The 25,485-nt window shown below is 71.2% G+C and carries 23 protein-coding genes; 18 read left to right on the plus strand and 5 right to left on the minus strand.

The genetic code is table 11. The annotated features are described in order from the left end of the window. Position 1: 1 nt before the first annotated feature. Positions 2-1,105 carry a DMT family transporter gene (locus tag ASG28_RS00940; RefSeq protein WP_082454179.1) on the minus strand — a complete coding sequence of 368 codons (1,104 nt, stop codon included), beginning with the start codon at positions 1,103-1,105 and terminating at the stop codon, positions 2-4. A 92-nt stretch (positions 1,106-1,197) separates the two neighbouring features. On the opposite strand from ASG28_RS00940, the gene ASG28_RS00945 reads away from it, so the two are divergent. From ASG28_RS00945 to ASG28_RS00955, 3 genes are all read left to right on the plus strand, one after another. Further along, positions 1,198-1,752 carry a CGNR zinc finger domain-containing protein gene (locus tag ASG28_RS00945; protein WP_082454181.1) on the plus strand — a complete coding sequence of 185 codons (555 nt, stop codon included), beginning with the start codon at positions 1,198-1,200 and terminating at the stop codon, positions 1,750-1,752. Between the two features lie 88 nt (positions 1,753-1,840). Next, positions 1,841-2,392: a MarR family winged helix-turn-helix transcriptional regulator gene (locus tag ASG28_RS00950; RefSeq protein WP_082454183.1), complete on the plus strand. Its 552-nt coding sequence runs from the start codon at positions 1,841-1,843 to the stop codon at positions 2,390-2,392. An 87-nt stretch (positions 2,393-2,479) separates the two neighbouring features. Beyond that, a complete protein-coding gene (locus ASG28_RS00955; protein ID WP_054147536.1) occupies positions 2,480-2,920 on the plus strand; it encodes an OsmC family peroxiredoxin in 441 nt (146 codons plus the stop codon). A gap of 163 nt (positions 2,921-3,083) precedes the next feature. On the opposite strand, the gene ASG28_RS00960 is transcribed toward ASG28_RS00955, so the two are convergent. Continuing rightward, entirely contained in the window at positions 3,084-4,142 is a 1,059-nt protein-coding gene (locus ASG28_RS00960) for a magnesium and cobalt transport protein CorA (protein WP_054147535.1), read from the minus strand. A gap of 571 nt (positions 4,143-4,713) precedes the next feature. Between ASG28_RS00960 and ASG28_RS00965 the strand changes: the two genes are divergently transcribed. From ASG28_RS00965 to ASG28_RS00980, 4 genes are all read left to right on the plus strand, one after another. Continuing rightward, on the plus strand, positions 4,714-5,688 hold the full coding sequence (locus ASG28_RS00965) for a D-isomer specific 2-hydroxyacid dehydrogenase family protein (RefSeq protein WP_082454185.1): 975 nt from the start codon (positions 4,714-4,716) through the stop codon (positions 5,686-5,688). A gap of 92 nt (positions 5,689-5,780) precedes the next feature. Beyond that, on the plus strand, positions 5,781-6,728 hold the full coding sequence (locus ASG28_RS00970) for an aldo/keto reductase (protein ID WP_055971018.1): 948 nt from the start codon (positions 5,781-5,783) through the stop codon (positions 6,726-6,728). Positions 6,729-6,733: 5 nt separating this feature from the next. Beyond that, positions 6,734-7,369: a hypothetical protein gene (locus tag ASG28_RS00975; RefSeq protein WP_055971020.1), complete on the plus strand. Its 636-nt coding sequence runs from the start codon at positions 6,734-6,736 to the stop codon at positions 7,367-7,369. Positions 7,370-7,547: 178 nt separating this feature from the next. Beyond that, positions 7,548-8,993, plus strand: coding sequence for an NtaA/DmoA family FMN-dependent monooxygenase (locus ASG28_RS00980; protein WP_235477452.1), 1,446 nt, complete (start codon positions 7,548-7,550; stop codon positions 8,991-8,993). Between the two features lie 82 nt (positions 8,994-9,075). Here ASG28_RS00980 and ASG28_RS00985 read toward each other — a convergent pair whose 3' ends face one another. Next, entirely contained in the window at positions 9,076-9,555 is a 480-nt protein-coding gene (locus ASG28_RS00985; RefSeq protein ID WP_055971022.1) for a hypothetical protein, read from the minus strand. Between the two features lie 239 nt (positions 9,556-9,794). Between ASG28_RS00985 and ASG28_RS00990 the strand changes: the two genes are divergently transcribed. From ASG28_RS00990 to ASG28_RS01000, 3 genes are all read left to right on the plus strand, one after another. Beyond that, entirely contained in the window at positions 9,795-10,856 is a 1,062-nt protein-coding gene (locus ASG28_RS00990; RefSeq protein WP_055971024.1) for an LLM class flavin-dependent oxidoreductase, read from the plus strand. A gap of 143 nt (positions 10,857-10,999) precedes the next feature. Further along, a complete protein-coding gene (locus ASG28_RS00995) occupies positions 11,000-12,256 on the plus strand; it encodes an FAD-binding protein (protein ID WP_055971026.1) in 1,257 nt (418 codons plus the stop codon). Continuing rightward, the gene (locus tag ASG28_RS01000; RefSeq protein ID WP_082454187.1) at positions 12,249-13,304 is read left to right on the plus strand and encodes an aldose 1-epimerase family protein; all 1,056 of its coding nucleotides are present in this window, start codon (positions 12,249-12,251) and stop codon (positions 13,302-13,304) included. The genes ASG28_RS00995 and ASG28_RS01000 overlap by 8 nt, the downstream gene beginning before the upstream one ends. A gap of 17 nt (positions 13,305-13,321) precedes the next feature. Here the strand turns inward: ASG28_RS01000 and ASG28_RS01005 are convergent, their stop codons facing one another. After that, complete coding sequence (locus ASG28_RS01005) at positions 13,322-13,639, minus strand: hypothetical protein (RefSeq protein WP_054147479.1); 318 nt, start codon at positions 13,637-13,639, stop codon at positions 13,322-13,324. A gap of 470 nt (positions 13,640-14,109) precedes the next feature. Between ASG28_RS01005 and chvE the strand changes: the two genes are divergently transcribed. The 7 genes from chvE (at position 14,110) to araA (ending at position 23,467) form a co-directional block, all read left to right on the plus strand. Then, the gene (chvE, locus tag ASG28_RS01010; protein WP_043595116.1) at positions 14,110-15,264 is read left to right on the plus strand and encodes a multiple monosaccharide ABC transporter substrate-binding protein; all 1,155 of its coding nucleotides are present in this window, start codon (positions 14,110-14,112) and stop codon (positions 15,262-15,264) included. A 124-nt stretch (positions 15,265-15,388) separates the two neighbouring features. Further along, the gene (mmsA, locus tag ASG28_RS01015) at positions 15,389-16,918 is read left to right on the plus strand and encodes a multiple monosaccharide ABC transporter ATP-binding protein (RefSeq protein WP_199859237.1); all 1,530 of its coding nucleotides are present in this window, start codon (positions 15,389-15,391) and stop codon (positions 16,916-16,918) included. Then, entirely contained in the window at positions 16,905-18,173 is a 1,269-nt protein-coding gene (gene mmsB / locus ASG28_RS01020) for a multiple monosaccharide ABC transporter permease (protein ID WP_082059986.1), read from the plus strand. The genes mmsA and mmsB overlap by 14 nt, the downstream gene beginning before the upstream one ends. A 158-nt stretch (positions 18,174-18,331) precedes the next feature. Further along, on the plus strand, positions 18,332-19,321 hold the full coding sequence (locus ASG28_RS01025; protein WP_055971028.1) for a LacI family DNA-binding transcriptional regulator: 990 nt from the start codon (positions 18,332-18,334) through the stop codon (positions 19,319-19,321). Positions 19,322-19,413: 92 nt separating this feature from the next. After that, positions 19,414-21,231 (plus strand): ribulokinase, encoded by a 1,818-nt coding sequence (araB, locus tag ASG28_RS01030; protein WP_082454189.1) that lies wholly within the window; start codon positions 19,414-19,416, stop codon positions 21,229-21,231. Then, positions 21,228-21,941, plus strand: a complete 714-nt coding sequence (locus tag ASG28_RS01035; RefSeq protein ID WP_043595113.1) for an L-ribulose-5-phosphate 4-epimerase — start codon at positions 21,228-21,230, stop codon at positions 21,939-21,941. The genes araB and ASG28_RS01035 overlap by 4 nt, the downstream gene beginning before the upstream one ends. Continuing rightward, complete coding sequence (gene araA / locus ASG28_RS01040) at positions 21,938-23,467, plus strand: L-arabinose isomerase (protein WP_055971031.1); 1,530 nt, start codon at positions 21,938-21,940, stop codon at positions 23,465-23,467. Before ASG28_RS01035 ends, araA begins: the two co-directional genes overlap by 4 nt. A gap of 161 nt (positions 23,468-23,628) precedes the next feature. Here the strand turns inward: araA and ASG28_RS01045 are convergent, their stop codons facing one another. Further along, positions 23,629-24,078 (minus strand): response regulator transcription factor, encoded by a 450-nt coding sequence (locus ASG28_RS01045; RefSeq protein WP_056051086.1) that lies wholly within the window; start codon positions 24,076-24,078, stop codon positions 23,629-23,631. 619 nt (positions 24,079-24,697) lie between these two features. Here ASG28_RS01045 and ASG28_RS01050 point away from each other — a divergent pair. After that, a complete protein-coding gene (locus tag ASG28_RS01050) occupies positions 24,698-25,456 on the plus strand; it encodes a lysophospholipid acyltransferase family protein (protein WP_162235690.1) in 759 nt (252 codons plus the stop codon). Positions 25,457-25,485 lie beyond the last annotated feature (29 nt).

Raw genomic sequence — 25,485 nt, forward strand, 5'->3', positions numbered from 1 at the left:
TTCAGGAGGCGCGGGTCGGGTCCGCCATGGCTCCTCGGCTCCCTGAGGCGGCTGCGGACGCCGCGGGCAGCGTGTCGGCGGCGGGCGCCGCGGCCACCGCGTCGGCGAGGGGCGTCTCGGCCACGGCGTCCGCCACGACCACGGCCTCGCGGGTGCGCTCGGCCCGGACGAAGCCGATGCCGACGACGATCAGCAGGCCGCCGCCGAGTTGCAGCGGGGTGAGGGCCTCGCCGAGCAACAGCCAGGCGTAGAGCGCGGCGGCCGCCACCTCGAGCAGGCCGACGAACGACGCCAGGCGCGAGCCGAGCATGCTGCTGGCCGTGATGCTCGTGGCGTAGGCGACGGCCGTGGCGACGACGCCGACCACGAGCATCGGCACCCACCACGGCACGATCGCGTCGAACAGGGGCACGTCGGCCGCGGAGGTCGTGAACGGCACGAGACCGGTCAGGCCGAGCAGGCCGAGAAGGGCGGCGCCGACGAGCAGGCCCGACGCCGCCAGCGCGACCGGGGGCAGGTCGCCGCTGGGCCGGGCGGCGATCACGAAGTACGCGGCGCAGCAGACCATGGCAGCCCCGGCCAGGGCGAGCCCGACGGGGTCGAGCGCCACGCCGCCGCCGGGGGCGACGACCAGCAGGAGGCCCGCGAAGGCGATCGCGGAGCCCACGAGCACGACGACCTGCGGCACGCGCCGCGTGGTCGCCCAGGCCACTCCGACGAGCAGCAGCGGGGCGAGGTACTCGACGAGGATTGCGGTCCCGACCGGGATGCGCACCACCGCCGCGAAGTAGAAGACCTGGGTGCCGGCGACGCCGATGACGGCCATGCCGAGCACGCGCCGGCGGGCCCGCCAGATCGGGCCGAGCCGACCGCGGAGGGCGACGAGGGCGACGGGTGCGAGCACCACCCCGCCGATCAGGGCTCGGACGGTGACGGCCGCCACGGGGCTCCAGCCCGACTCGAGCAGCGGTTTGACGAAGGGCCCCGAGAAGCCGAACGACGCAGCGGCGAGCAGCGCGACGAGCAGGCCTGCGGTGGTCGAGGCGGGGCGCCCTGCGGTGAGGGGCGTCGTCGTGGACGTGGTCGTGGTCGCACCGGTGCTCACGAGGACTCCTTCTGTCAGGGCCGTCGTGCACAATGGGTGGTGACGCGCCGCTTCTGTCGCGAGCGTACGACCGCCTCTGACAAGGAGTCAACTTGCATTTCGCCCCTGACACCGAAGACGTCCTCGAGTTCAACGTCGCCCTGGTCAACACCGGTGCCGGGGCGAGTCGAACCGGTGACGACGAGCTCTCGACGCGGGCGGAGCTCAAGGCCCTGCTCGACTCGTTCGCCTTCTCAGGTCGCTTCGACCGGGACGACGCCGAGCTGGCCTCGGTTCAGGGCGTCCGGGCCGAGCTGCGGCGCATCTGGACCCTCGAGCGCGACCTGCTCGCCGCCGAGGTCAACCGCATGCTGGCCGACAGCGTCTCGTCGCCCCGGCTCGTGCGGCACGACGCCCTCGACTGGCACCTGCACGCGACGAGCGACGACGCGCCCCTCGCCGATCGCATCCGCGTCGAGTCCGCCCTCGCCCTGGTCGACGTGATCCGCACCGACGAGACCGGCCGGCTGCGGGCGTGTGCGGCGGACGACTGCGACGGGGTCTTCGTCGACCTGTCGCGCAACGGCTCGAAGCGATTCTGCAGCGTCCGCTGCGGCAACCGCGTCAACATGATCGCCTTCCGAGAGCGCCAGGCCGACGCCGACTGACGCCGGATCGTCGCCGTCTGCCCGGGGCGGCGAACAGCGAATTGGTTGTGCACAACTCAATCGTGCACAACGTGCTACAGTCGCAGACATGACCGCAGCAGCCGACACGACGACCCCGGGCCCGACGCCCGTGCTCGACGAGCAGATCTGCTTCGCGCTCTACAACGCCTCCCGCGCCGTCACGGCCCGCTACCGCGACCTGCTCGCCCCGCTCGGCCTCACCTACCCGCAGTACCTCGTGCTGCTCGTCCTCTGGCAGGGCGGCCCGACGACCGTCTCCGAGCTCGGCCACCAGTTGCAGCTCGAGTCGGGCACGCTGTCACCCCTGCTCAAGCGGCTCGAGGCCCACGGGCTGCTGACGCGCACCCGATCGGTCGCCGACGAGCGCACGGTCGACGTCGCCCTGACCGGCGCGGGGGTCGCGCTCCGTGAGCGGGCCGCGGGCTTCGCCGACCAGATCTGCGGAGCCACCGGTCTCGAGCTGACCGACCTGCAGACCCTGCGTGCCGACATCGCCGCACTCGCCGCCGCCGTCCGGGCGAACACCGCCGCCGTCGCCGCGTCGGCCGCCGCCACGTCGATCGCCGCCCCGTCCGGCGCGCCGGCATCGACGCCGGCCCTCTCAGACCAGCACCACTGACCCGCACCACCGACCGACCAGAACACTCCCGAACACCCGACCGGCGCCGACCCCGACGTCGGCCCCCTCCACGAAAGAGAGCACCACATGCCCACTCGCACCTCACGCACCGCCTGGAACGGCAGCCTCGAGACCGGCGAAGGCCAGGTCGAACTGTCGAGCTCCAAGCTCGGCACCTACGACGTCTCGTTCCCGAAGCGTGCCGCCGACGACGCCAACGGCGCCACCAGCCCCGAAGAGCTGCTCGCCGCGGCCCACTCGGCCTGCTACGCCATGCAGTTCTCGGCCGTCCTCGGCCAGGCCGGCGGCACCGTCGAGGCCCTCGACGTCAAGGCCGACGTCTCGCTCGGCCCGGACTCGGCCGGCGGCTTCAAGCTCACCGGCATCGCCCTCACCGTCCGCGGCGAGGTCTCCGGCATCGACGAGGCCGCCTTCCTCGAGGCCGCCCAGAACGCCAAAGAGACCTGCCCGGTCTCGAAGGCCCTGACCGGCGTCGAGATCACCCTCGACGCCGCGCTCGAGGCCTAGGCCCGAGCCGCAGCACCGCACCCCTCGAGAACGCGGGAGGCGCGGGTCATCCGACCCGCGCCTCCTGCGTTCTCCGCGTCACCGGCCCGACGGCGCGACCGGCCCGACGGCGCGACCGGCCCGACGGCTCGACCGGCCCGACAGCGTCAGCACTCCGACCGCGTCAGAGCCACTTCTTCCACTTGAAGACGCCCCAGATGCTCGCGCCGACGGCGACCATCGCGGCGACCGCCATCGGGTAGCCGAACTGCCAGTGGAGCTCGGGCATGTTGTCGAAGTTCATGCCGTAGACGCCGCCGACCAGGGTCGGGGCGAACAGGATGGCCGCCCAGCCCGAGATCTTCTTGACCTCGTCGTTCTGCTGCAGGCCGACCTCCGACAGGCGTCGGGTCTCCTCGTTCTGGGCGAGCCCGGCCTCGGACAGGCGCCGCATCTCGTCGTTCTGCGCCTGGGTGACGAGCGTCGAGTGCACCGTCAGGGCGTTCTCGAGCAGCGCGCGGAAGGTGTCGGCGCGCTCGCCGATGCGCAGCACGTGGTCGAGCACGTCGCGCAGCGAGCGCTGCAGCTCGACGTCGACGCCGTACTTGTCCGACCCGCGCAGCAGGTTCTCGAGCATGCCGCGCAGCGGGCTCGTCGCGCGCTGGAAGCTGATCACCTCGCGCAGCAGCTCGTAGATGCGGCGTGACACCTCGGGGTCGCCGCCGAAGAGTTCGTCCTCGATCTCGTCGATGTCCTTCTCGATGCCGGCCACGACCGGGCCGTAACCGTCGACCACCTGGTCGAGCACGGCGTAGAGCACGGCCTCGGGGCCGAGCGCGAGCAGCTCGGGGTTCGACTCGAGACGGCGGCGCACCCGCCCGAGGTCGGGGTTCTCGGCGTGCCGGATCGTGATGACGAAGCCCGGGCCGACGAACACGTGCACCTCGCCGAACTCGACCGTCTCCTCGGCGTCGAGGTAGCGGGCCGAGCGCAGCACGACGAAGAGGGTCTCGCCGAAACGTTCGAGCTTCGCGCGCTGGTGACCCTTGAGCGCGTCCTCGACGGCGAGCGGGTGCAGCTCGAACTCCTGCGCGATCGAGCGCACCTCGTCGGGGTCGGCGCGGTAGAGGCCGATCCAGGCCATGCCCTGGTGTTCGTGCAGCAGCTCGAACGTCTCGTCGAGGTTCGCCGGGCTGTCGGTGCGGTGCCCCGCGACGTAGATGCCGTTGTCGATGAGTGCCATGGTCTGCGCTCCTGCCGTTCGTGGTGCGACGACCGTCCGTCGAGGGACGGGGTCGTGCCGGGTGGTGGTCACGACAGCCGTGCGGACGGCGGGTGTGCGGTGGGGCCGGGCCGACGCACACGGGCGACGACGCGACACCGGGGGTGCTGAGTCGTCGACGACGTGCGTCGACGGGAGACGTCGGTGCCCGTGGGCATCGCTCGTGGTCGGTCGGGCCCGCAGCTCAGACGAGCGGAGCGGACGGCGCGACCACGGAGGGATGCCGCGGGGCGCCAGTACTGTCACCAGCCATCGCCGCTCACCTGCCTTCCGTCGTGCTGCCGCCGGGCCCGGTGGGGCCGTGGGCCCGCCTGGGCCGTGGGACAGCGTACCCCTGCGGGCACCCGGGGTCGACCGGTGGCCGCCGGGCGTCCGGGGGGAGTCGAAGGGAAGGAGGCGCGTGTCGCCGTTGACCCGTGCCTCCCGCGTCCACGATCGGGTTTCGCGACCTGCAGACGGCGTCACTCTGCCACCGGGACGGCCAGGACACGAGCCTGAGTCGCTTTCGTGACCTGATCGATACGGTGGATCGATGAGCACCGTCGCCGTCACCGTCCTGCCCGCCGCCTCCGCCACCGCCGACTCCGAGGGGTCGTCGGGCGACGCCTGGGGCGTCGAACCAGCGAAGCGGGCGGTGGACGCGACCGGCGCCCGCCTGGTCGAGCTCGGCGACGAGACCGAGATGATCGTCCTCGGCGGCCGCGTCGACCAGGCCGAGCTGCGATCCGCGATCGAGCAGCATGCCGGCGTCCGCATCGTGCAGCTGCCGAGCGCCGGCGTCGACGCCTACGTCGAGACCATGCAGGCCACCGCCCGCGACGGCCTCACCTTCACCAGCGCCAAGGGCGCCTACAGCGCACCCGTGGCCGAGCACGCCCTCGCGCTGACGCTGGCGACCCTGCGCTCCCTGCAGATCAGGGCCCGCGCCTCCTCGTGGGAACGCGAGCAGCGCGGCATCTCGCTGAACGGGGCGACCGTCACCATCGTCGGGGCCGGCGGCATCGGCACCGAGCTGCTGCGCCTGCTGCGGCCGTTCGACGTCGAGGTGACGATGGTGCGCCGCACCGACGAGGACGTCCCGGGCGCCGCCCGGACGATCACGGTCGACCGCCTGGCCGAGGTGCTGCCGACCAGCGACGTCGTCGTGGTCGCCGCGGCACTCACCGGCGGCACCCGCAGCCTGCTCGGCGCCGACGAGTTCGCCGCCATGAAGGACACGGCCGTGCTCGTCAACATCGCCCGCGGGCCGCTCGTCGACACCGACGCGCTCGTCACGGCGCTCGCCGAGGGGCGGATCGGGGCGGCGGGCCTCGACGTCGTCGACCCCGAGCCGCTGCCCGACGGCCACCCGCTGTGGACCGAGCCCCGCGCCCTGATCACCCCGCACCAGGCCAACACGAACGCGATGACCGAGCCGCTGTTCCAGGCCCGGGTCGAGGCGAACATCCGGGCGCTCGCCGAGGGCGGCGACCCCGAGGGCGTCGTCGACGTCGAGCAGGGCTACTGATCGTCCACCTGGGAACGAACCCACCCCCGACGCGTTAGACCTGGGTAGTCGCCGCGCCGACCCGACGCGACGTTCGCGAAAGGAACCCCCGCATGCCCCTCATCGGTACATCCGACCTCGACGTCTTCCCCCTCGCCCTCGGCGGCAACACCTTCGGCTGGACCAGCGACGAGGCCGAGTCGCACTCGGTGCTCGACGCCTTCGTCGCCGGCGGCGGCAACTTCGTCGACACGGCCGACGTGTACTCGGCCTGGGCCGACGGCAACTCGGGCGGCGAGTCCGAGACGGTCATCGGCACCTGGCTCGCCCAGGGCGGTGCCTCGCGTCGTGACCAGGTCGTCCTCGGCACGAAGGTCAGCCAGCACCCCGAGTTCCCCGGGCTCGGTGCCGCCAACGTCGCGGCCGCCGCCGACGCCTCGCTCACCCGCCTGCAGACCGACCACATCGACCTGTACTGGGCGCACTTCGACACCGGCGACGACCTCGCCGAGACCCTCGGCGCCTTCGACGCGCTGCAGAAGGCCGGCAAGGTGCGGCACGTCGGCATCTCGAACTTCTCGCCCGAGCGCATCGCCGAGTGGGTGGAGATCGCCCGTCGCGAGGGCTTCGCGGCCCCGGTCGCCCTGCAGCCGCACTACAACCTCGTGACCCGGAAGGCCTACGAGCGCGACCTGGCTCCGCTCGCCGCCCTGAACCAGCTCGGCGTCACGCCGTACTTCTCGCTCGCCGCGGGGTTCCTGACCGGCAAGTACCAGACCCGCGACGACATCGCCGGGGCGCGCAGCGGCAACATCGAGGGCTACTTCAGCGACGAGGGGCTCGAGGTCGTGGCCGCCCTGCGCGACATCGCGAGCGCCCACCAGGTCGAGATCGCCACGATCGCCCTCGCCTGGCTGCAGGCCCAGCCCCGCGTCGTCGCCCCCATCGCCAGCGCCCGCACCCTCGAGCAGCTGCCCGCGCTGCTGGCCAGCGCGAGCGTGGCCCTCAGCGCCGACGAGCTCGCCGCCCTCGAGACCGTCTCGGCCCGGGTGGCCGAGTAACGACGATGAGCAGCGCGACCCCCGACCAGCGGTTCCACGGACGCATCGCCGGCTTCGGCACCGAGTCCGGCACGCGCGTCGTCGTCGGGCTGTGGAACCGTTCGCCGCTCGGCCGCTTCGTCGACGTGATGGTCGAGGACGCCGACGGTCACCGCACCTTGCTGGCACCGTCGCAGGCCGTCGCCGACTACGTCTCGTCGACCTACACGTTCGACGAGGTGCGGGTGCAGCCGGTCTCGTGGCGCGGCGTCGACCGGACGCTGCGGGTCTCGGCAGGCCCGGACGACGCGGGCGGCGACGTGCTCGACCTGTCGCTCGAGATCGGGCCCGTGTCACCGCTCGGGTGGCTGCTGCGGCTCGTGCCCCGGGCGTTCGCGACCCGGCCCGGGTGGCTCACGCTGATCGACCCGGTCGCCCGTCTGATCGTGCGGGGTGCCCGCACGGCGGGCACGGCCGGTGGCGGCCGTCGCGAGTACTACGGCGTGACGCTGGCCCGCCGCATCGTCGCGGTCGACGCCCGTCTCGACGGCCGCGCACTCGGAGCACTGGCTCCGCTCGACCCGCCGGTGCGGTTCGGCTTCGGCTCGGCGCCCGCCGACCCCAGCCTCGTCGACGTGACGACCACGATCCGCGAGCGCTGACCCGCCGCACCGCACCGCACCGCACCGCACTGCACCGCGTTCCGTGCACCGCACCTCGTCTCGTCGCGGTGTCGTGCACGAAACGCGGTGCTGTGCGGTGCCGCCCGGACCTTCCCGCAGTGCAACACGGCGTCACCGCCCGGTGGACGAGGAGGCGCGGTGCGGCACAGTAGGACGCGTGAGCACCGCAGACACCCCCGCGCCCGTCCCGTCCGCCACCGTCCCGTCCGCCACCGTCGACGCCGGGACCCCCGCCCCGAAGAAGAAACTGATCCTCAACCTCTTCGAGATGAACTGCGTCGGGCACATCACGCACGGTCTCTGGCGGCTGCCGCACAACCACCGCAGCGAGTACAAGGACCTGGCGTACTGGCTCGAGCTGGCCCGCCTGGCCGAGCGCGGTGGCTTCGACGCGATCTTCATCGCCGACGTGCTGGGTGCCTACGACGTGTTCGGCGACAGCCCGGCGCCGGCCCTGCTCGAGGGCATCCAGGCGCCGAACAACGACCCGATGATGGTCGTGCCGGCGATGGCCGCGGTGACCGAGCACCTCGGTTTCGGCATCACGTTCTCGACCAGCTACGAGCCGCCGTTCGCGTTCGCGCGCCGCATGTCGACCCTCGACCACCTCACGAAGGGGCGCGTCGGCTGGAACGTCGTCACGTCGTACCTGCCGAACGCCGCGCGCAACTTCGGCCTCGACGCCGAGATCCCCAAGGCCGAGCGCTACGCCCGCGCCGCCGAGTACCTCGACGTGCTCTACAAGCTGTGGGAGGGCTCGTGGGAGGACGACGCCGTCGTCGCCGACCCCACCGCCGACGGACTCGAGCCCGGTTCGGGCGTCTACACCGACCCCGCGAAGGTGCACGCGATCGACCACGTCGGCGAGCACTTCCGGGTCGCCGGTCCGCACCTGAGCGAGCCGTCTCCGCAGCGCACGCCCGTGCTCTTCCTGGCCACCGCGTCGCCGAAGGGCGTCGAGCAGGCGGCCCGCAACGCCGAGGTCGTCTTCACCGGCGGTCCCGCCGTCAAGGCGGTCGGCGCCGCCACACGCGAGGCGGCCGTCGCGGCCGGGCGCTCCGCCGACGACGTGTCGTTCATCGTGCAGGCCGGCGTCATCACGGGCGAGACCGACGAGGTCGTCGCCGAGAAACTCGCGCTCTACCGCTCGTTCGCCAGCGAGCAGGGCAAGCTGATCCACCGCAGCATCCCGTTCGACGCCCCGTCCCACCCCCGCGACCGCACCGTGCGCGAGGCGCTCGAGGCCGAGGGACGGCTCGACCACCCGGGAGCCGCCGCACTGCCGCTCGACATCACGGTGGGCCAGCTGATCGACTCGGTCGACGAGGCCTGGGGCGGCACGTTCTTCGTCGCCGGCACCCCGACGGTCGTGGCGGACGCCGTCGAGCGCTGGCTCGACGACGAGGGAATCGACGGCATCAACCTGCGCCAGTACCACTCGTTCGACACGCTGACCGACTTCGTCGAGCTGATCGTGCCCGAGCTGCGTCGCCGCGGTCGACTGCGCGAGGCGTACGTGCCCGGCGAGACGCTGCGCGAGCGGCTGACCGGCGGTGGGCCCCGGCTGCCCGAGACACACCCGGCGGCGGCCTACCGCCGCTGAGCCCGGGAGGCGCGGCGCGGCCCGAAGCGCCGCTCGCGTCCTTCCGGTGGGCGACCTGGCTCAGGTCGTCACACCGACGAGGTCAGTGAGCGGCGGGGCTGCGGTACCGCGCCGGCACCGGTGGGACGCGGAGCCACGTGGTCCGGCTGACGCCCCGGCCGTCCGACCACTCGACGAAGACGGTGCCGAGGGCGACCACCGCGTCGAGCTCGACGGGGGTCGCGATGCCGAGCGGGGCTCCGGGGCGCAGCTTGTCGCGACCACGGACGGGCCCGCCGGGCAGGTCGACGAGCACGTCGCGCGCGGGGCGTCCGACCGTGCGGAGGACGAGGCAGGTGCCGAGGGGCAGCGTGGGGTCGCTGCCGTCGTTCGGCAGGTCGAGCCAGGACAGCACGAAGGTGGCGGGTCGACGCAGGCGCGTGGTGCGTTCGCGGCGGAGGCGCGCCGGGCGGGTCGACGTCGCCGGGGCGGCCCCGACGGTCGTGGTGGGGTCGAGAGTGGTCGCGGCGTCCGACGGGTCGGTCGGGCCCGGGCGTCCGGTGTCGGGCTCTGCGGTGTCCATCGTGTTCTGTTCCCCTGAAGTCGTGGTGTCGTGCGTGGTCGTGTCGTCGTCGACGTGACTCTCGAACGGCTCCGTCCAGCGAACCGCACCCCGGCCCGGGGGACAACAGGGCACGGCCACCCAGTACGGGGGTGGGGCGGTCCCCAGTCCGGGGGACGCGGATCGGGGGACACGCGCGGGGGGACGCGGACCGGGGGACACCGGCCCGGGGCCCCGCGTCGTCTGGCTAGGCTCGGACGGTGACCACCGCCTCCTCGTCGTCCGCCCCGTCCGCCGCCGCGAGGCCGTTGCGCCGACTCGGCTTCCTCACCATCGGCGCCTTCGAGGGCGACGATCCGACCGTGGGCCTCGAGCAGGGGCTCGAGCTGTTCGAGCGGGCCGAGGCGCTGGGGCTCGACGGCGGCTGGACCCGCACGCGGCACCTCCAGTTCGGCATCTCGTCGCCCGTCGCGTTCCTCTCGGCCGCGGCGCAGCGCACCTCGCGCCTGACCCTCGGCACGGCCGTGATGCCGCTCGGCTGGGAGAACCCGTTCCGGCTCGCCGAGGACTGGGGCACGGTCGACGTGCTCTCGCGCGGCCGACTGCAGCTCGGCGTCAGCGTCGGCGAACCCCGCGGCTACGACGAGATCGCCCCGCACCTCTACGGCGACGCCGCCGACCACCAGGACTTCTCGTACGGCCGGGTCGAGAAGTTCCTCTCGCTCGTGCGGGGCGAGCAGGTCAGCGCGTTCGAGGGCACCGAGGGCATAGAGGTCTACACCGGGCGGGTGCAGCCGCAGAGCCCCGGTCTCGCCGACCGCGTCTGGTACGGCGCGGGCAGCCCGCGGTCGGCCGAGTGGGCCGGCCGGGAGGGCCTCGGCATGCTGATCAGCAACGTCAGCTTCGCCGGTGGGCCCGGGCCGATCGAGCCCACGCGCTTCGCCGCGTCGCAGCTCGAGCAGATCCGCGCCTTCCGCGCGGTCCACCCCTCGGGTCAGGAGGCGCGGGTCGCCAAGGGCGCGGTCGTCCTGCCCACCGACACGGCCACCGCCGAGCAGCGTGCGGCGTACGAGGCCTACGCGTCCTCCCGTCGCGACCGCACCACCGTGGCCCACGGTCCCCGAGGCATGATGTTCGACCGCGACCTGGTCGGCCCGTCCGAGTGGATCGCCGAGCAGCTCCACGAGAACGCCGCGATGCGCGAGGTCGACGACCTCATCGTCGAGCTGCCGTTCGACTTCGGCCTCGCCGAGTACACGCAGGTGCTGACCGACGCCGCCGAGCGCCTCGGCCCCCTGCTCGGCTGGCAGGCCAGCGTCTGAGCCGAGACAGCACGACCCGCCGCTCACCTCCTTCGCCGAGCGGCATGTCGTGACATCTCGCGCGGGCGAGCCGAGTGAGCGCTCACTCACCGTCAGGCCGCTCGCCTAGACTCGACGCAGCACCCCGAGCCGAAGGAGTCTCCATGCAGAACTGGGCCGCCAACGTCGAGTACTCGACGACCGACCTGCGTCGCCCCACGAGCCTCGACGAGCTGCGTGACGTCGTCACCGGCAGCCGTCGCGTCAAGGCCCTGGGCTCGCGCCACTCGTTCAACCGCGTCGCCGACACCGACGGCACCCTCGTCTCGCTCGACGCACTCGACACCCCCGTCGAGATCGACTCGGCCGCCGGCACGGTCCGCGTCGGCGCGGGCACGACGCACGCCGCCCTCGCGGCCGAGCTGCAGCGTCACGGCCTCGCCCTGCACAACCTCGCCTCGCTGCCGCACATCTCGGTCGCCGGTGCGGTCCAGACCGGCACGCACGGCTCCGGCGTGGGCAACCCCGCCCTGTCGGCGGGCGTCCGTGCCGTCGAGCTCGTGCGCGCCGACGGCAGCCTCGAGACCGTCCGCCGCGGTGACGACGCGTTCGGCGCCTCCGTCGTCTCGCTCGGCGCCGTGGGCGTCGTCACGACCCTCGAGCTCGACACCGTGCCGACCTTCGACGTCGAGCAGACCATCCACGAGCACCTGCCCTGGGCGGCCGCGCTCGAGCACCTCGACGCCGTGCTCGCCGGTGCCTACAGCCTGAGCTTCTTCACGCGGTACGACGGCGACGGGGTGGACCAGGTCTGGTCGAAGCACCGGGTCGGCGACGAGGTCGGTCTCGACCTCCGCGACCTCGGTGCGGTGCGGGCCGACGCCACCACGCACATGATCCCCGGGGCCGAGACCGCGGCCGTGACGCAGCAGGGCGGTGTGGCGGGCCCCTGGCTCGAGCGCCTGCCGCACTTCCGGTTCGACTTCACGCCGAGCGCCGGCGAAGAGATCCAGAGCGAGTTCCTGATCCCCGCCGAGCACGCCGCGGCCGCGATCGAGGGGCTGCGGGGCATCGCGCACACCTTCGCCGACGTGCTGATGGTCAGCGAGATCCGCACGATCGCCCCCGACGACGCCTGGATCAGCCCGAGCGGTGGACGTCAGAGCGTGGCCTTCCACTTCACCTGGCACCGCCGTCCCGACGAGGTGCTCGCCGTCCTGCCCGAGATCGAGCGGGTGCTCGGCGCGTTCGACGCCCGCCCACACTGGGGCAAGGTGTCGACCGCCACGCACGCCGAGCTGCGCCGGGTGTTCCCGCGTCTCGGCGATTTCGCCGCCCACGTCGAGTCGGTCGACCCCGAGGGTCGCTTCCGCAACCCGTTCCTGTCCGCATCCGTCCTCGGAGAGCCCGCGCATGTCTGAGCCCACCCCCGTCGCCTCCGTGCCGCCGCCCGGCACCACGCCCCCCGTCGTCGAGCCCGCGCCGGGTGCGCCGCCGACCGCGAGGCTCGTCACGTCGCCGGTGCCGGTCTCGGGTGCGCAGGTCGTCCTCGAGCGTGATGGCTACCGGGCCGAGATCGCCGGTGTCGGCGCCACGCTGCGCACCCTCACGTTCGAGGGCCGCGACCTGGTCGTGCCGTTCGCCGCCGACGAGGTGCGGCCCGGCTTCCGCGGGGCCCTGCTCGCCCCGTGGCCCAACCGCGTGACCGACGGGCGCTACGAGCGCGACGGGGTCGAGCACCAGCTGCCGCTCAACGAGGTCGAACGCGGGCACGCCCTGCACGGCCTGGCGCACTGGGCCGACTGGACGATCGACCAGGCCCAGGCCGCACGGGCCTCGGCCTCGTTCGTGCTCGTGCCGAGCGACGGCTACCCGTGGCGACTGGCGCTCTCGGTCGTCTACGAGCTGGGCGAGGACGGGCTCACCACGACCGTCACGGCCCGCAACGCGGGCACGGGCGTCGCCCCCTACGGCACCGCACCCCACCCCTACCTCGTCGCCGGCGAGGGCCGCGTCGACGACTGGTCGTTCACGCTGCCCGCCGCGAGCTACCTCGAAGTGACCGACGACCGACTCGTGCCCGTCGGCACGCGGCCGGTCGGCGACCGCGACGGCTTCGACTTCCGCGACGGGCACGCGATCGGCGACCTCTTCGTCGACCACGCCTTCACCGACCTCGCGTTCGCCGCGGTCGACGGCGTCGACGGCGCGGGCGGCCCCGGTCAGGAGGCGCGGGTCACCGCCACGGTCACCGCGCGCGACGGCCACGGCGTCACCATGTCGTGGGGTCGCGAGCTGCCCTGGGTGCAGGTGCACACCGCCGACCGCCCCGAGCCCGAGAACGACCGGGTCGGCCTGGCCGTCGAGCCGATGACCTGCCCGCCGGACGCGTTCAACTCGGGCGACGACCTCGTGCTGCTCGCCCCGGGCGAGGCCCACACGGCGAGCTGGACGATCACGGCCTTCTAGGACGCGGTGCGGACGGCTCAGGCCACGCCGGCCTCGGCCCCGAGGGGCTCGGTCTGCCAGGTCATGGCCGAGACCGTGCCGGGCAGGCAGCGCTCGAGGGCGGCCTCGAGAGCACGACGCGTGCGGCGTGCGGTCAGCTCGTCCCGCACGACGACGTCGAACCGCAACGCCTCGGGCAGTTCGGTCAGCAGCACCGTCCCGGCATCGGCGAGCTGCACGAGGTACTGGCCCACCTCGACCCGCGCCGCCCGGTGCTCGGCCAGGAGGCGACGCGACAACCAGAACAGGCCGGCGGCGTCGTGAGCCGTGTGGACGGTCGCGGTCGCGGTGATCATGGCCACACTGTGACGTGACGACCGCTCACGCGCGTGAACGGCGTGTGGCGAACGTGTAAATCCTGCCGCGACACGCCGGACGCGACCCGACTTGACAAGCACCTGGACCTCGTTCAGTATTGCCCAGCACCACCCGATGTGAGCGCTCACATTCTCAGGTCAGCGCTCGACCGTCCTCGCGACGGACCATCCCGCTCCACTCCGCGACACCCCAGCCACACGTTTCCTGACGAAGAGGTCAACCGTGAACAGCTCCTCCCTCCGCCGCCCGGCCGCTCGACCGGCCGTCCGTACGTCGCCCGCCCCGCGCCTCCTCGCGGTCGCCCCAGCCTGACGTCCCCCTCAGCCCCGACGGGCAGGCCTCGCGCACCCGTCGGCCCGGCGCATCCCCGGCCACCCGAGCCGTCGAGCGCCCGCACCACAGAGATCCCCTCACAGCACCATCACCCGTCATCGACGACGCCGTCGAGATGACACCTGACACGAATGGAACAACCGTGAAGAAAAAGCTCCTCGTCGGCATCGTCGCCGTCGGCATGGCATTCTCCCTGGCCGCCTGCTCCGGCGGCGGCGGCGGACGCGGCGGTGACGCCGGCGGCAGCAGCAGCGGCGACAACGCCGGTGCGCTGGTCGGCGTCGCGATGCCCACCAAGGTGTCCGAGCGCTGGATCAAGGACGGCGACGCCGTCAAGAGTGCCCTGGAAGACAAGGGCTACAAGGTCGACCTCGAGTACGCCGACAACAAGATCCCCCAGCAGGTCCAGCAGATCAGCAACATGATCACCAAGGGCGCCAAGGTGCTCATCGTCGCCTCGATCGACGGTGGCTCGCTCAGCGACCAGCTCGACTCGGCCGCCAAGGCCGGCATCAAGGTCATCTCGTACGACCGCCTGCTGACCGGCAACGAGAACGTCGACTACTACGTCTCGTTCGACAACTACAAGGTCGGCGTCGACCAGGGCACCAGCCTGCTGACCGGTCTCGGCCTCGCCGACGCCGACGGCAAGAAGGTCGACGGCGCCTCGCCCAAGACCATCGAGGTCTTCGCCGGCAGCCCCGACGACAACAACGCGACCTTCTTCTTCAACGGCGCGATGGACACCCTCAAGCCCTACATCGAAGACGGCTCGCTGACGATCGGCTCCGGTCAGGACCAGTTCACGCAGGCCGCGACGCAGCAGTGGGACCCCGCCACCGCCAAGGCCCGCATGCAGAACCTGATCGCCTCGACCTACTCGGGCGGCACCAAGCTCGACGGCGTGCTCTCGCCCTATGACGGCATCTCGATCGGCATCATCTCGGCCCTCGAGGGCGCTGGCTACGCCAGTGACGCCCTGCCGGTCATCACCGGCCAGGACGCCGAGGCCGCCTCGGTCAAGTCGATCATCGAGGGTCAGCAGTACTCGACGATCTACAAGGACACCCGCCAGCTCGCCGACCAGTCCGTGCTGATGGCTGACGACCTGCTGACCGGCAAGACGCCCGAGACGAACGACGACAAGACGTACGACAACGGCGAGAAGGTCGTCCCGACCTTCCTCTTCCAGCCGACCATCGTCACCAAGGACAACTACAAGAAGGTCCTGATCGACAGCGGCTACTACACCGAGGCCGACCTCAAGTAGGTCCCTCCCCTGCGAGAACCGAGGAGGCGCCGGTCGCCGACCAGCGCCTCCTCGTCTCTCTGCTCCCCAGCGGCACCCACCCGACACACGGAAGAAGGAACACGTGGCGAACACGATCCTCGAGATGCGGGAGATCACCAAGACGTTCCCCGGCGTCAAGGCCCTGCAGGACGTCACGCTCGAGGTCGAGCGTGGCCAGGTCCACGCGATCTGCGGCGAGAACGGCGCCGGCAAGTCGACGCTGATGAAGGTGCTCTCGGGTGTCTACCCGCACGGCTCGTTCGACGGACAGATCCTGCTCGACGGTCAGCCCGTCGACTTCAAGAACATCAACGACTCCGAGGCCGCGGGCGTCGTCATCATCCACCAAGAGCTCGCTCTCAGCCCCTTCCTGTCGATCGCCGAGAACATCTTCCTCGGCAACGAGCAGTCCAAGGGCGGCTTCATCGACTGGAACAAGACCAACCTCGACGCCGCCGGTCTGCTGGCCCGCGTCGGCCTGCGCGACAACCCGATCACCAAGGTGGTCGACATCGGAGTCGGCAAGCAGCAGCTGGTCGAGATCGCCAAGGCGCTCTCGAAGCGCGTGAAGATCTTGATCCTCGACGAGCCGACCGCCGCCCTCAACGACGACGACTCGGCCCACCTGCTCGACCTGATCAAGAGCCTGCAGGCCCAGGGCATCACGTCGATCATCATCAGCCACAAGCTGAACGAGATCAAGGCGATCGCCGACAAGGTGACGATCATCCGCGACGGCAAGACCATCGAGACCCTCGACATGCACGCCGGCGAAGTGTCCGAAGATCGCATCATCAAAGGCATGGTCGGTCGCGACCTCGAGAGCCGCTACCCGGCCCACGAGTCGAAGGTCGGCGCCGAGCTGCTGCGCATCGAGGACTGGACCGTCCACCACCCCCTCGACGCGACGCGCGAGATCATCCACCAGGCCAACCTCAGCGTGAAGGCCGGCGAGATCGTCGGCATCGCCGGGCTGATGGGCGCCGGACGAACCGAGCTCGCGATGAGCGTCTTCGGCAAGAGCTACGGCACCGGCATCTCGGGCACCGTCTACAAGCGCGGCGAAAAGGTCGACACCTCGACCGTCAGCAAGGCGATTGCGGCCGGCATCGCCTATGCCACCGAGGACCGCAAGAAGTACGGCCTCAACCTGATCGACGACATCACCCGCAACGTCTCGGGTTCGGCGCTCTCCAAGCTCGCGAACTGGGGTTTCGTCAACCGGTCCGAAGAGAGCACCGTCGCCGAGCGCTTCCGCAAGAGCATGAACATCAAGGCGCCCACCGTGGCCGCCGTGACCGGAAAGCTCTCGGGCGGCAACCAGCAGAAGGTCGTGCTGTCCAAGTGGATGTACGCCGACCCGGACGTGCTGATCCTCGACGAGCCCACCCGCGGCATCGACGTCGGTGCCAAGTACGAGATCTACACGATCATCAACCAGCTCGCGGACGCGGGCAAGGGCGTCATCGTCATCTCGTCCGAGCTCCCCGAACTGCTGGGCATCTGCGACCGCATCTACACCCTCTCGGAGGGGCGCATCACGGCCGACGTGCCGATCGCCGAGGCGACCCCCGAATTCCTCCTGAAGTACATGACCCTCGAACGAGAGAGCCCCGTCAATGAGCGCGCCTAGCCCCACCCAGGCCACCGACCCGAAGCCCACGGGCGGGTCGCCCACCTCCCGTCAGCCGCAGTCCGGTTCGGGTGGCAACCCGATCACGGGTGCCGTCTCGTACCTCGGCGGACAACTGCGCCAGATCGGCCTGTTCATCGCGCTGATCGTGATCGTGCTGTTCTTCCAGATCACCACGAACGGCATCACCCTGGCGCCGATCAACGTGTCGAACCTGGTGGTCCAGAACAGCTACATCCTGATCCTGGCCATCGGCATGGTGATGGTCATCATCGCCGGCCACATCGACCTCTCGGTCGGGTCCATCGTCGCCTTCACCGGTGCGATGGCCGGCGTGATGATCACGCAGTGGGGCCTGCCCTGGCCGCTCGCCGTGGTGCTCTGCCTTGTGCTCGGTGCCCTGGTCGGGGCCTGGCAAGGCTTCTGGATCGCCTACTTCGGCATCCCGGCGTTCATCGTCACCCTGGCCGGCATGCTCGCCTTCCGTGGTGCCGCCCAGATCGCGCTGCAGAGCACGCAGATCTCGTCGTTCCCCCAGGGGTTCCGTGACATCGGTTCGGGCTTCCTGCCGGCGTTCGGCACGACCGGGTACGAGCCGCTGACGCTCATCCTCGGCGCTGTGGCCTCGGTCGCCCTGATCGGCACCGGCCTCCGTGGTCGGGCGACGCGTCGTAAATACCAGCTCGAGGACGAGCCCTTCGTCTGGTTCGTCACCAAGCTGGTCTTCACCGTCGCGCTCGTCATGTACGTCGGATTCCTGCTCGCGAGCTACTCGGGCACCCCGATCGTGCTGGTCATCCTCGCCGTGCTCGTCGTCGTCTACTCGACTGTGATGAAGAACTCGGTCTTCGGTCGTCACGTCTACGCGATCGGCGGCAACGTGCACGCCGCCGAGCTGTCGGGTGTCAAGACCAAGCGCGTCACCTTCCTGCTCTTCGTCAACATGGGCGTCATCGCCGCCCTCGCCGGAGTCGTCTTCACGGCCCAGCTGAACCTCGCGGCGTCCAGCGCTGGAACTGGATTCGAGCTCGACGCCATCGCGGCCGTCTTCATCGGCGGCGCCGCCGTCACGGGTGGCATCGGAACGGTCACCGGCGCGATCATCGGTGGTCTGATCATCGGCATCCTGAACAACGGCCTCTCGATCCTCGGTGTCGGCACCGAGTACCAGTCCCTGATCAAGGGCCTCGTGCTGCTCGCCGCGGTCGCGTTCGACGTCTTCAACAAGCGTCGCGCCGCCTCGTCCGGCAAGTAACGAGTCGCAACCATCCGCGAGAGGCGCGGTTCCCGGTCACGGGAGCCGCGCCTCCTCGTCTCCCCGCCCCCGGCGGGCACCGACCAGACCGCAGGAGGCGCGGGCCGGCCGCCCACGACGCCGCCGTCCCGAAAACCGAACCGAACTAGGATCACCTCGTGGCAACCCTCTTCGACGTCGCGGCCGCGGCCGGCGTCTCGCACCAGACCGTGTCGCGGGTCGTCAACGGCGACCCGACCGTCCGGCCGGCCACCAAGGCCAAGGTCGACGTCGCCATTGACGAGCTCAACTACCGGCCCAGCCTGACCGCCCGCGCACTGGCCAGCCGCAAGACGAAGTCGCTCGGCGTGATCAGCACGGGGTTCCCGTTCTACGGGCCGTCGAGCACCATGCACGGCTTCAACGGCGCCGCCCGTCGCGCCGGGTACCAGGTGTCGATGGCCACCCTCGACGTCGACGACCGGCAGGGCATGCGGCAGGCGCTCGACTCGCTGGTGGGCCAGAACGTGGCGGCCATCGTGCTCATCGCGCCCGACGCCGAGGCGCTCGAGGTGCTGCGGCGCTCCGGGGTGTCGGTGCCGCTCGTCACCGCCGACAGCGAGGCCGAGGACGGCCACCACACGGTGTCGTTCGACCAGGCCGCCGGGGCCGAGGCCGCCGTCGAGCACCTCGTGTCCCTAGGCCACCGTCGCATCGCGCACGTCGCCGGACCCGACGGGTGGATGGACGGCCGCGACCGCGAGCGGGGCTGGCGCGAGGCCTGCGCCCGGCTCGGCGTCGACTCGACGGTGCTGCTCCGCGGCGACTGGACGCCGGGCTCGGGTCATCGCATCGGCCGGGAGCTCGCCGCGCGCGACGACGTGACGGCCGTGTTCTGCGGCAACGACCAGATGGCGCTCGGCGTCGTGCACGCCTACGTCGACGCCGGTCGGGAAGTGCCGCGCGACGTCAGCATCGTCGGCTTCGACGACATCCCCGAGGCCGAACACTTCGTCCCGCCGCTGACCACCGTGCGGCAGGACTTCGAGGCGCTGGGACGCCGTCTCATGACGACCGTCGAGGCCGTGCTCGCCGGTGACGAGGCGCCCGTGGCGGCGCTCGACCCCGAACTGGTCGTCCGCCGGTCGACGGCGGCCCCCGCCCGCTGACGGGCTCCGATCCGGCCGTGCGAGATTGCACGGTCGCACTCGCTCATGTGAGAATGTGAGCGCTCACTTTCGCATCAGGACAAGGACGTTCCATGGCTGAGACCGCCATCCCCTCCGACTCGTCGCCCGCGGCTCCCGACCCCGCCGGCACCTCGGCCGACGCGTACGTCGTCGGCGTCGACTACGGCACGCTCAGCGGCCGGGCCGTCGTCGTGCGCGTCCGTGACGGTGCCGAACTGGCCAGTGCCACGTTCGAGTACCCGCACGCCGTCGTCGACCGCACGCTCCCCGGCACGGGCGAGCGCCTCCCCGCCGACTGGGCCCTGCAAGTGCCGTCCGACTACGTCGACGTGCTGAAGAACGCGGTGCCCGAGGCCCTCCGCGCGTCGGGCGTCGACCCCTCCGCGGTCGTCGGCATCGGCACCGACTTCACCGCCTGCACCATGGTGCCGACCACCGCTGACGGCACCCCGCTCAACGAGCTCGAGCGCTTCGCCGACCGCCCACACGCCTTCGTGAAGCTGTGGCGTCACCACGCCGCCCAGGGCCAGGCCGACCGCATCAACGAGCTGGCCGCCGAGCGCGGCGAGTCGTGGCTGCCCCGTTACGGCGGGCTCATCTCGAGCGAGTGGGAGTTCGCCAAGGGCCTCCAGCTGCTCGAAGAGGACCCCGAGGTCTACGCCGCCACCGAGCACTGGGTCGAGGCCGCCGACTGGATCGTCTGGCAGCTCAGCGGTCGGTACGTGCGCAACGCCTGCACCGCCGGGTACAAGGGCATCTACCAGGACGGCGAGTACCCCAGCCGCGAGTTCCTCGCCGCTCTCAACCCCGACTTCGCCGACTTCGCCGAGACCAAGGTCGTGCACGAGATCGGCGCCCTGGGCGACGTCGCGGGCACGCTGACGGCCGAGGCCGCCGGCTGGACGGGCCTGCCCGAGGGCATCGCCGTGGCCGTCGGCAACGTCGACGCGCACGTCACCGCCCCGGCCGCCAAGGCCACCCAGCCCGGCCAGATGGTCGCCATCATGGGCACGAGCACCTGCCACGTCATGAACGGTGACAAACTGGCCGAGGTGCCCGGCATGTGCGGCGTCGTCGACGGCGGCATCGTCGACGGGCTCTACGGCTACGAGGCGGGCCAGTCCGGCGTCGGCGACATCTTCGCCTGGTACGTGAAGAACCAGGTGCCGCAGTCGTCGGTCGACGCCGCCGCGGCGGCCGGCAAGAGCGTGCACCAGCACCTCACCGACCTCGCCTACGAGCAGCCCGTCGGGGCCCACGGCCTCGTCGCCCTCGACTGGCACAGCGGCAACCGCTCGGTGCTCGTCGACCACGAGCTGAGCGGCGTCATCGTCGGCCAGACGCTCAGCACGACGCCCGAGGAGGGCTACCGCGCGCTGCTCGAGGCCACGGCCTTCGGCACCCGTCGCATCGTCCAGGCCTTCGAAGAGTCCGGGGTGCCGGTCACCGAGTTCATCGCCGCGGGCGGTCTGCTCAAGAACGCTCACCTCATGCAGACCTACAGCGACGTGCTGCGCCTGCCGATCTCGACCATCACGAGCGAGCAGGGCCCCGCCCTCGGGTCGGCCATCCACGCCGCCGTCGCCGCGGGCGCCTACCCCGACATCCGGTCGGCGGCCGAGGCCATGGGCAGTGTCGACCGGGCGACCTACGTGCCCGACGAGGCGGCCGCCGACGCGTACGACGCGCTCTACGCCGAGTACCTCCTGCTGCACGACTGGTTCGGTCGGGGAGGCAACGACGTGATGCACCGCCTGCGCGTGATGCGTCGTGAGGCGACCCGCGCCTCCTCGGGTCCCTCGGCGACCGCCGAGAGCGCCCGGGGCACGGACGCCCTCGAGCAGGACGCCACCGCCTCCGCCATGAGCGACGCGCAGGTGACCGCATGACCGGCTGGATCGACCGCTCGACGCAGGCCGCCATCGACGCCACGCGAGAAGACGTTGCGACCCTGCACGCCGAGCTCGTGCGCTACGGGCTGGTCGTCTGGACGGGCGGCAACGTCTCGGGTCGCGTACCCGGCACCGACCTCTTCGTCATCAAGCCGAGCGGCGTGCTCTACGACGACCTGACGGCCGAGAACCAGATCCTCTGCCGCCTCGACGGCACCGTGGTCGAGGGTACGCCGGGCAGCGACCGCAGCCCGTCGAGCGACACCGCCGCGCACGCCTACGTGTACCGCACCATGCCGCACGTCGGGGGAGTGGTGCACACCCACTCGACCTACGCCACGGCCTGGGCCGCGCGCGGCGAGGCGATCCCCTGCGTGATCACGGCGATGGCCGACGAGTTCGGCGGCGAGATCCCCGTCGGGCCGTTCGCGATCATCGGCGACGACTCCATCGGCCGCGGCATCGTCGCGACCCTCGAGGGGCACCGCAGCCGGGCCGTGCTGATGCAGAACCACGGCGTCTTCACGATCGGCAAGGACGCCCGCGACGCGGTCAAGGCCGCCGTCATGACCGAGGACGTCGCGCGGACCGTCCACATCACCCGCCAGCTCGGCGAACCCATCCCCATCCCGGCAGAGAGCATCGACGCCCTCTTCGACCGGTACCAGAACGTCTATGGACAAGCACCCGCAGGAGAACTGAAGTGACGAACGACACCCTCGACCCCACCGCCTTCCTCGCCTCGAGAGAGGTGTGGTTCCTCACCGGCAGCCAGGGCCTCTACGGCGAAGAGACGCTGAAGCAGGTCGCCGACCAGTCGCGTGCCATCGCCGACGAGCTGGCCGCCGCCTCCGACGTGCCCGTGCGCCTCGTCTGGAAGCCCGTGCTGACCGACGCCGACGCGATCCGCCGCACGATGCTCGAGGCGAACCTCGACGACTCGGTCATCGGCGTCACGGCCTGGATGCACACGTTCAGCCCGGCCAAGATGTGGATCGGCGGCCTCGACGCCCTGCGCAAGCCGCTGCTGCACCTGCACACGCAGGCGAACGTGGCGTTGCCCTGGGCCGACATCGACTTCGACTTCATGAACCTCAACCAGGCCGCACACGGCGACCGCGAGTTCGGCTACATGCAGACCCGTCTCGGCGTGCCACGCAAGACGGTCGTCGGCCACGTCAGCGACCCGCGCGTGCAGCAGCAGGTGGGCACCTGGATGCGCGCCGCCGCGGGGGCCTCGGCCGTGCGCTCGCTCAAGCTGGCCCGCTTCGGCGACAACATGCGCTTCGTGGGCGTGACCGAGGGTGACAAGACCGAGGCCGAGCTGGCCTTCGGCGTCCAGGTCAACACCTGGGGCGTCAACGAGCTGGCCGAGGCCGTCGCCGCGGCGTCCGAGACGGCGATCGACGAGCTCGTCGCGGTGTACGAGGCCGACTACGACGTCGTGCCCGCGCTGCGCGCCGGTGGCGAGCGTCACCAGTCGCTGCGGGACGGTGCCGCGATCGAGATCGGGCTGCGGTCCTTCCTCGAGGCCGGCGGGTTCAGCGCGTTCACCACGAACTTCGAGGACCTGGGCGCACTGAAGCAGCTGCCCGGCCTCGCGGTCCAGCGCCTGATGGCCGAGGGCTACGGCTTCGGTGCCGAGGGTGACTGGAAGACCTCGGTGCTGGTGCGTGCGGCCAACGTGATGGGCGCCGGGTTGCCGGGTGGCGCCTCCTTGATGGAGGACTACACGTACCACCTCGTGCCCGGCGAGGAGAAGATCCTCGGGGCCCACATGCTCGAGGTCAGCCCGGCGCTGACGTCGGGTCGCGCCTCGCTCGAGGTGCACGCACTCGGCATCGGCGGCAAGGACGACCCGGTGCGCCTGGTCTTCTCGGCCGACCCCGGCCCGGCCGTCGTCGTCGCGATGAGCGACGTGCGCGACCGGTTCCGCCTGACGGTCAACGTGGTCGACGTGGTCGAGCCCGACGAGGACCTGCCGAACCTGCCGGTGGGGCGCGCGGTGTGGAAGCCCCGCCCGTCGTTCGCCGTGTCGGCCGAGGCGTGGCTGACGGCCGGCGCCGCGCACCACACGGTGATGTCGACCGCGGTCGGGCTCGAGGCGTTCGAAGACCTCGCGCGCATCGTCGAGACCGAGCTGCTCGTCATCGACGAGGACACCCGCATTCGCGACTTCCGTCACGAGGTCGCCTGGAACGCCGCGTACCACCGCCTCGCCCGCGGCCTGTAGGCCTCGCGGCCGGCTCGCGCGTCTCGCGCGGTTCGCGCGGTTCGCGCATCGAGTGGTCCCGGATCGTCCTTCGCCCCACGGCGGACGACGGTTCGGGACTACTCGTCGTTGGTCTCGGGGACAGGCCGCGCCCGAGGCGCTCGCCCCGAGGAGGCGCGGGTCTAGATCCAGCCGAGATCGCGCGCGTCCGAGGCGGCCCGTCCGCGGTCGGGCGCCCCGACTTTGCGGACGGCGGACGAGATCAGGTTGCGTACCGTGCCCTCGGCGAGGTGCAACTCGGCGGCGCACTGTCGGGTCGAGAGCGACCGGTCGACGAGGCGGAGGACGTCGCGTTCGCGAGGCGTGAGCGGGCATGCCTCGGCGCGGAGGACCGTGGCGGCCAACCTCGGGTCGACGTGGTCTTCTCCGGAAGCCACTCGCCGGACCACGGCGAGGAGTTCGTCGATGCTCGCCCGCTTCGAGACGACCGCGTCGATGCCCGACCGGACGATGTGACGGACGAGGACGGCGGGCAAGCGGCGACCCAGGACGACGACGGCGTCGTGCCCCTCGCGCAGTCGTCGGGCGGCGTCCACGACGTCGGGGTGGTCGTCGGCGTCGATGACCAGCACGCTCCGATGTCGCGGCCCCGTTTCTGAGCGAGGGGCCGGGGCGGGCGACAGTCCCGGCGCGGCCCGGATGCACGTCTCGATCGCCGATCGGGTGAGTACCTCGTCGGCGACCACGCGAACATCGATCGTCCGGTCGTCCGCCAAGGCATCCCCCACTCGTCATCGAATTCGTGACCAGTATGTCTCATGGCGGAGGCATTACGCACGCGTGGTGACTTCGTGACGGCCGTGACTTTCGCGTCGAGCTGCCGATGCCGAGACTCGGAGGTGTCCAGTCGACTCGACGTGGGAGGAGGGAACGCATGAAAAAGATCGAGAGCACGACGCTCAAGCCGGGTAGCGCAGCACGCTGCAACGGCGGGTGCCTCTGCACCTGACAGCCGAGGCGGGCCGCCCATCGGGCGGTCCGCCTTCCCCGTCAGTCCGGTGACCGCATCTCCTGAAAGTCGACATGCCCCTTCCCGTCTTCACTCTCTTCGAGGTCGTCCGATATGAACGTCTCTGGTCGGCGCTCCGCGCCGCCGGGCCCGCTGCCGCGTGGCGACTCATGAACCACATCGCCCGGTTCGACCTGCCCGCCTACGACTCGATCGCCGACCCGTCCGACACGAGCGCCGGCATGGCGGCCAAGGCCCGTGCCGCCATGGGGGGCTTGCCGGGTCTCGCCTCCGTCGACATCGACGCTGCAGCGGGTCGATACGGTGACTACGGGCCTCGGATGCAATTCGAGTCGACGTTCGTCACGCTGTGGCTCGACGACCGAGCTCGGCTGGACGAGGTCGTCGAGGTTCGTGGCGGCGAGCACCTCGACGAGGCAATTGAGCACGGCCGTGGCGTCCTGGCCCTGCCCCTGCACTTCGGGGCGTCCTACGTCGTCCCGCCGATCATCGCGCACCGACAGCCCACGCGCTTCGTCTTCAACAGGATGAACTTCGACGAGCTCCGGGATCGGGCGTTTCCCTCTCTCGATGTCGACGCCTTCGCCATCGACGACGACGCGACCTTCCGAAAGGGGCTCCGAGCGCTTAAGGACGGGCTCGTCTTCGCGATGTTCCCCGAATTCGATCCCAGGGGCCGAGGCCGTCACCACACCGTCGTCCCGTTCCTGGGAGCTTCCGTCGTCGCGCCTCAGGGGCCGGCCCTCATGAGTCGTGCCGCGGGCGCACCCATGCTGCCGATGCACCTCGACCGGACGGGGGAAGCTCACTTCGCCCTGACGATCCACCCGGCGATTCCCGCCCCGACAGATGACGTCGAGGTCCAAGGGTCGACGGTCGCGTTGTGGGGACTCATCGAGAGGCTCATCCTCGACGGCCGCGCCGGCGACTGGGAGATGTGGACCGACTTCGATCTGATGCGGACGGAGTCGGCGGCATGACCACGGTTCCGCTCGTCAAGATCCTTGAA

Origin of the sequence: Frigoribacterium sp. Leaf415 (genome assembly GCF_001424645.1) — a bacterium.
In the GTDB taxonomy this organism is placed as follows: Bacteria; Actinomycetota; Actinomycetes; order Actinomycetales; family Microbacteriaceae; genus Frigoribacterium.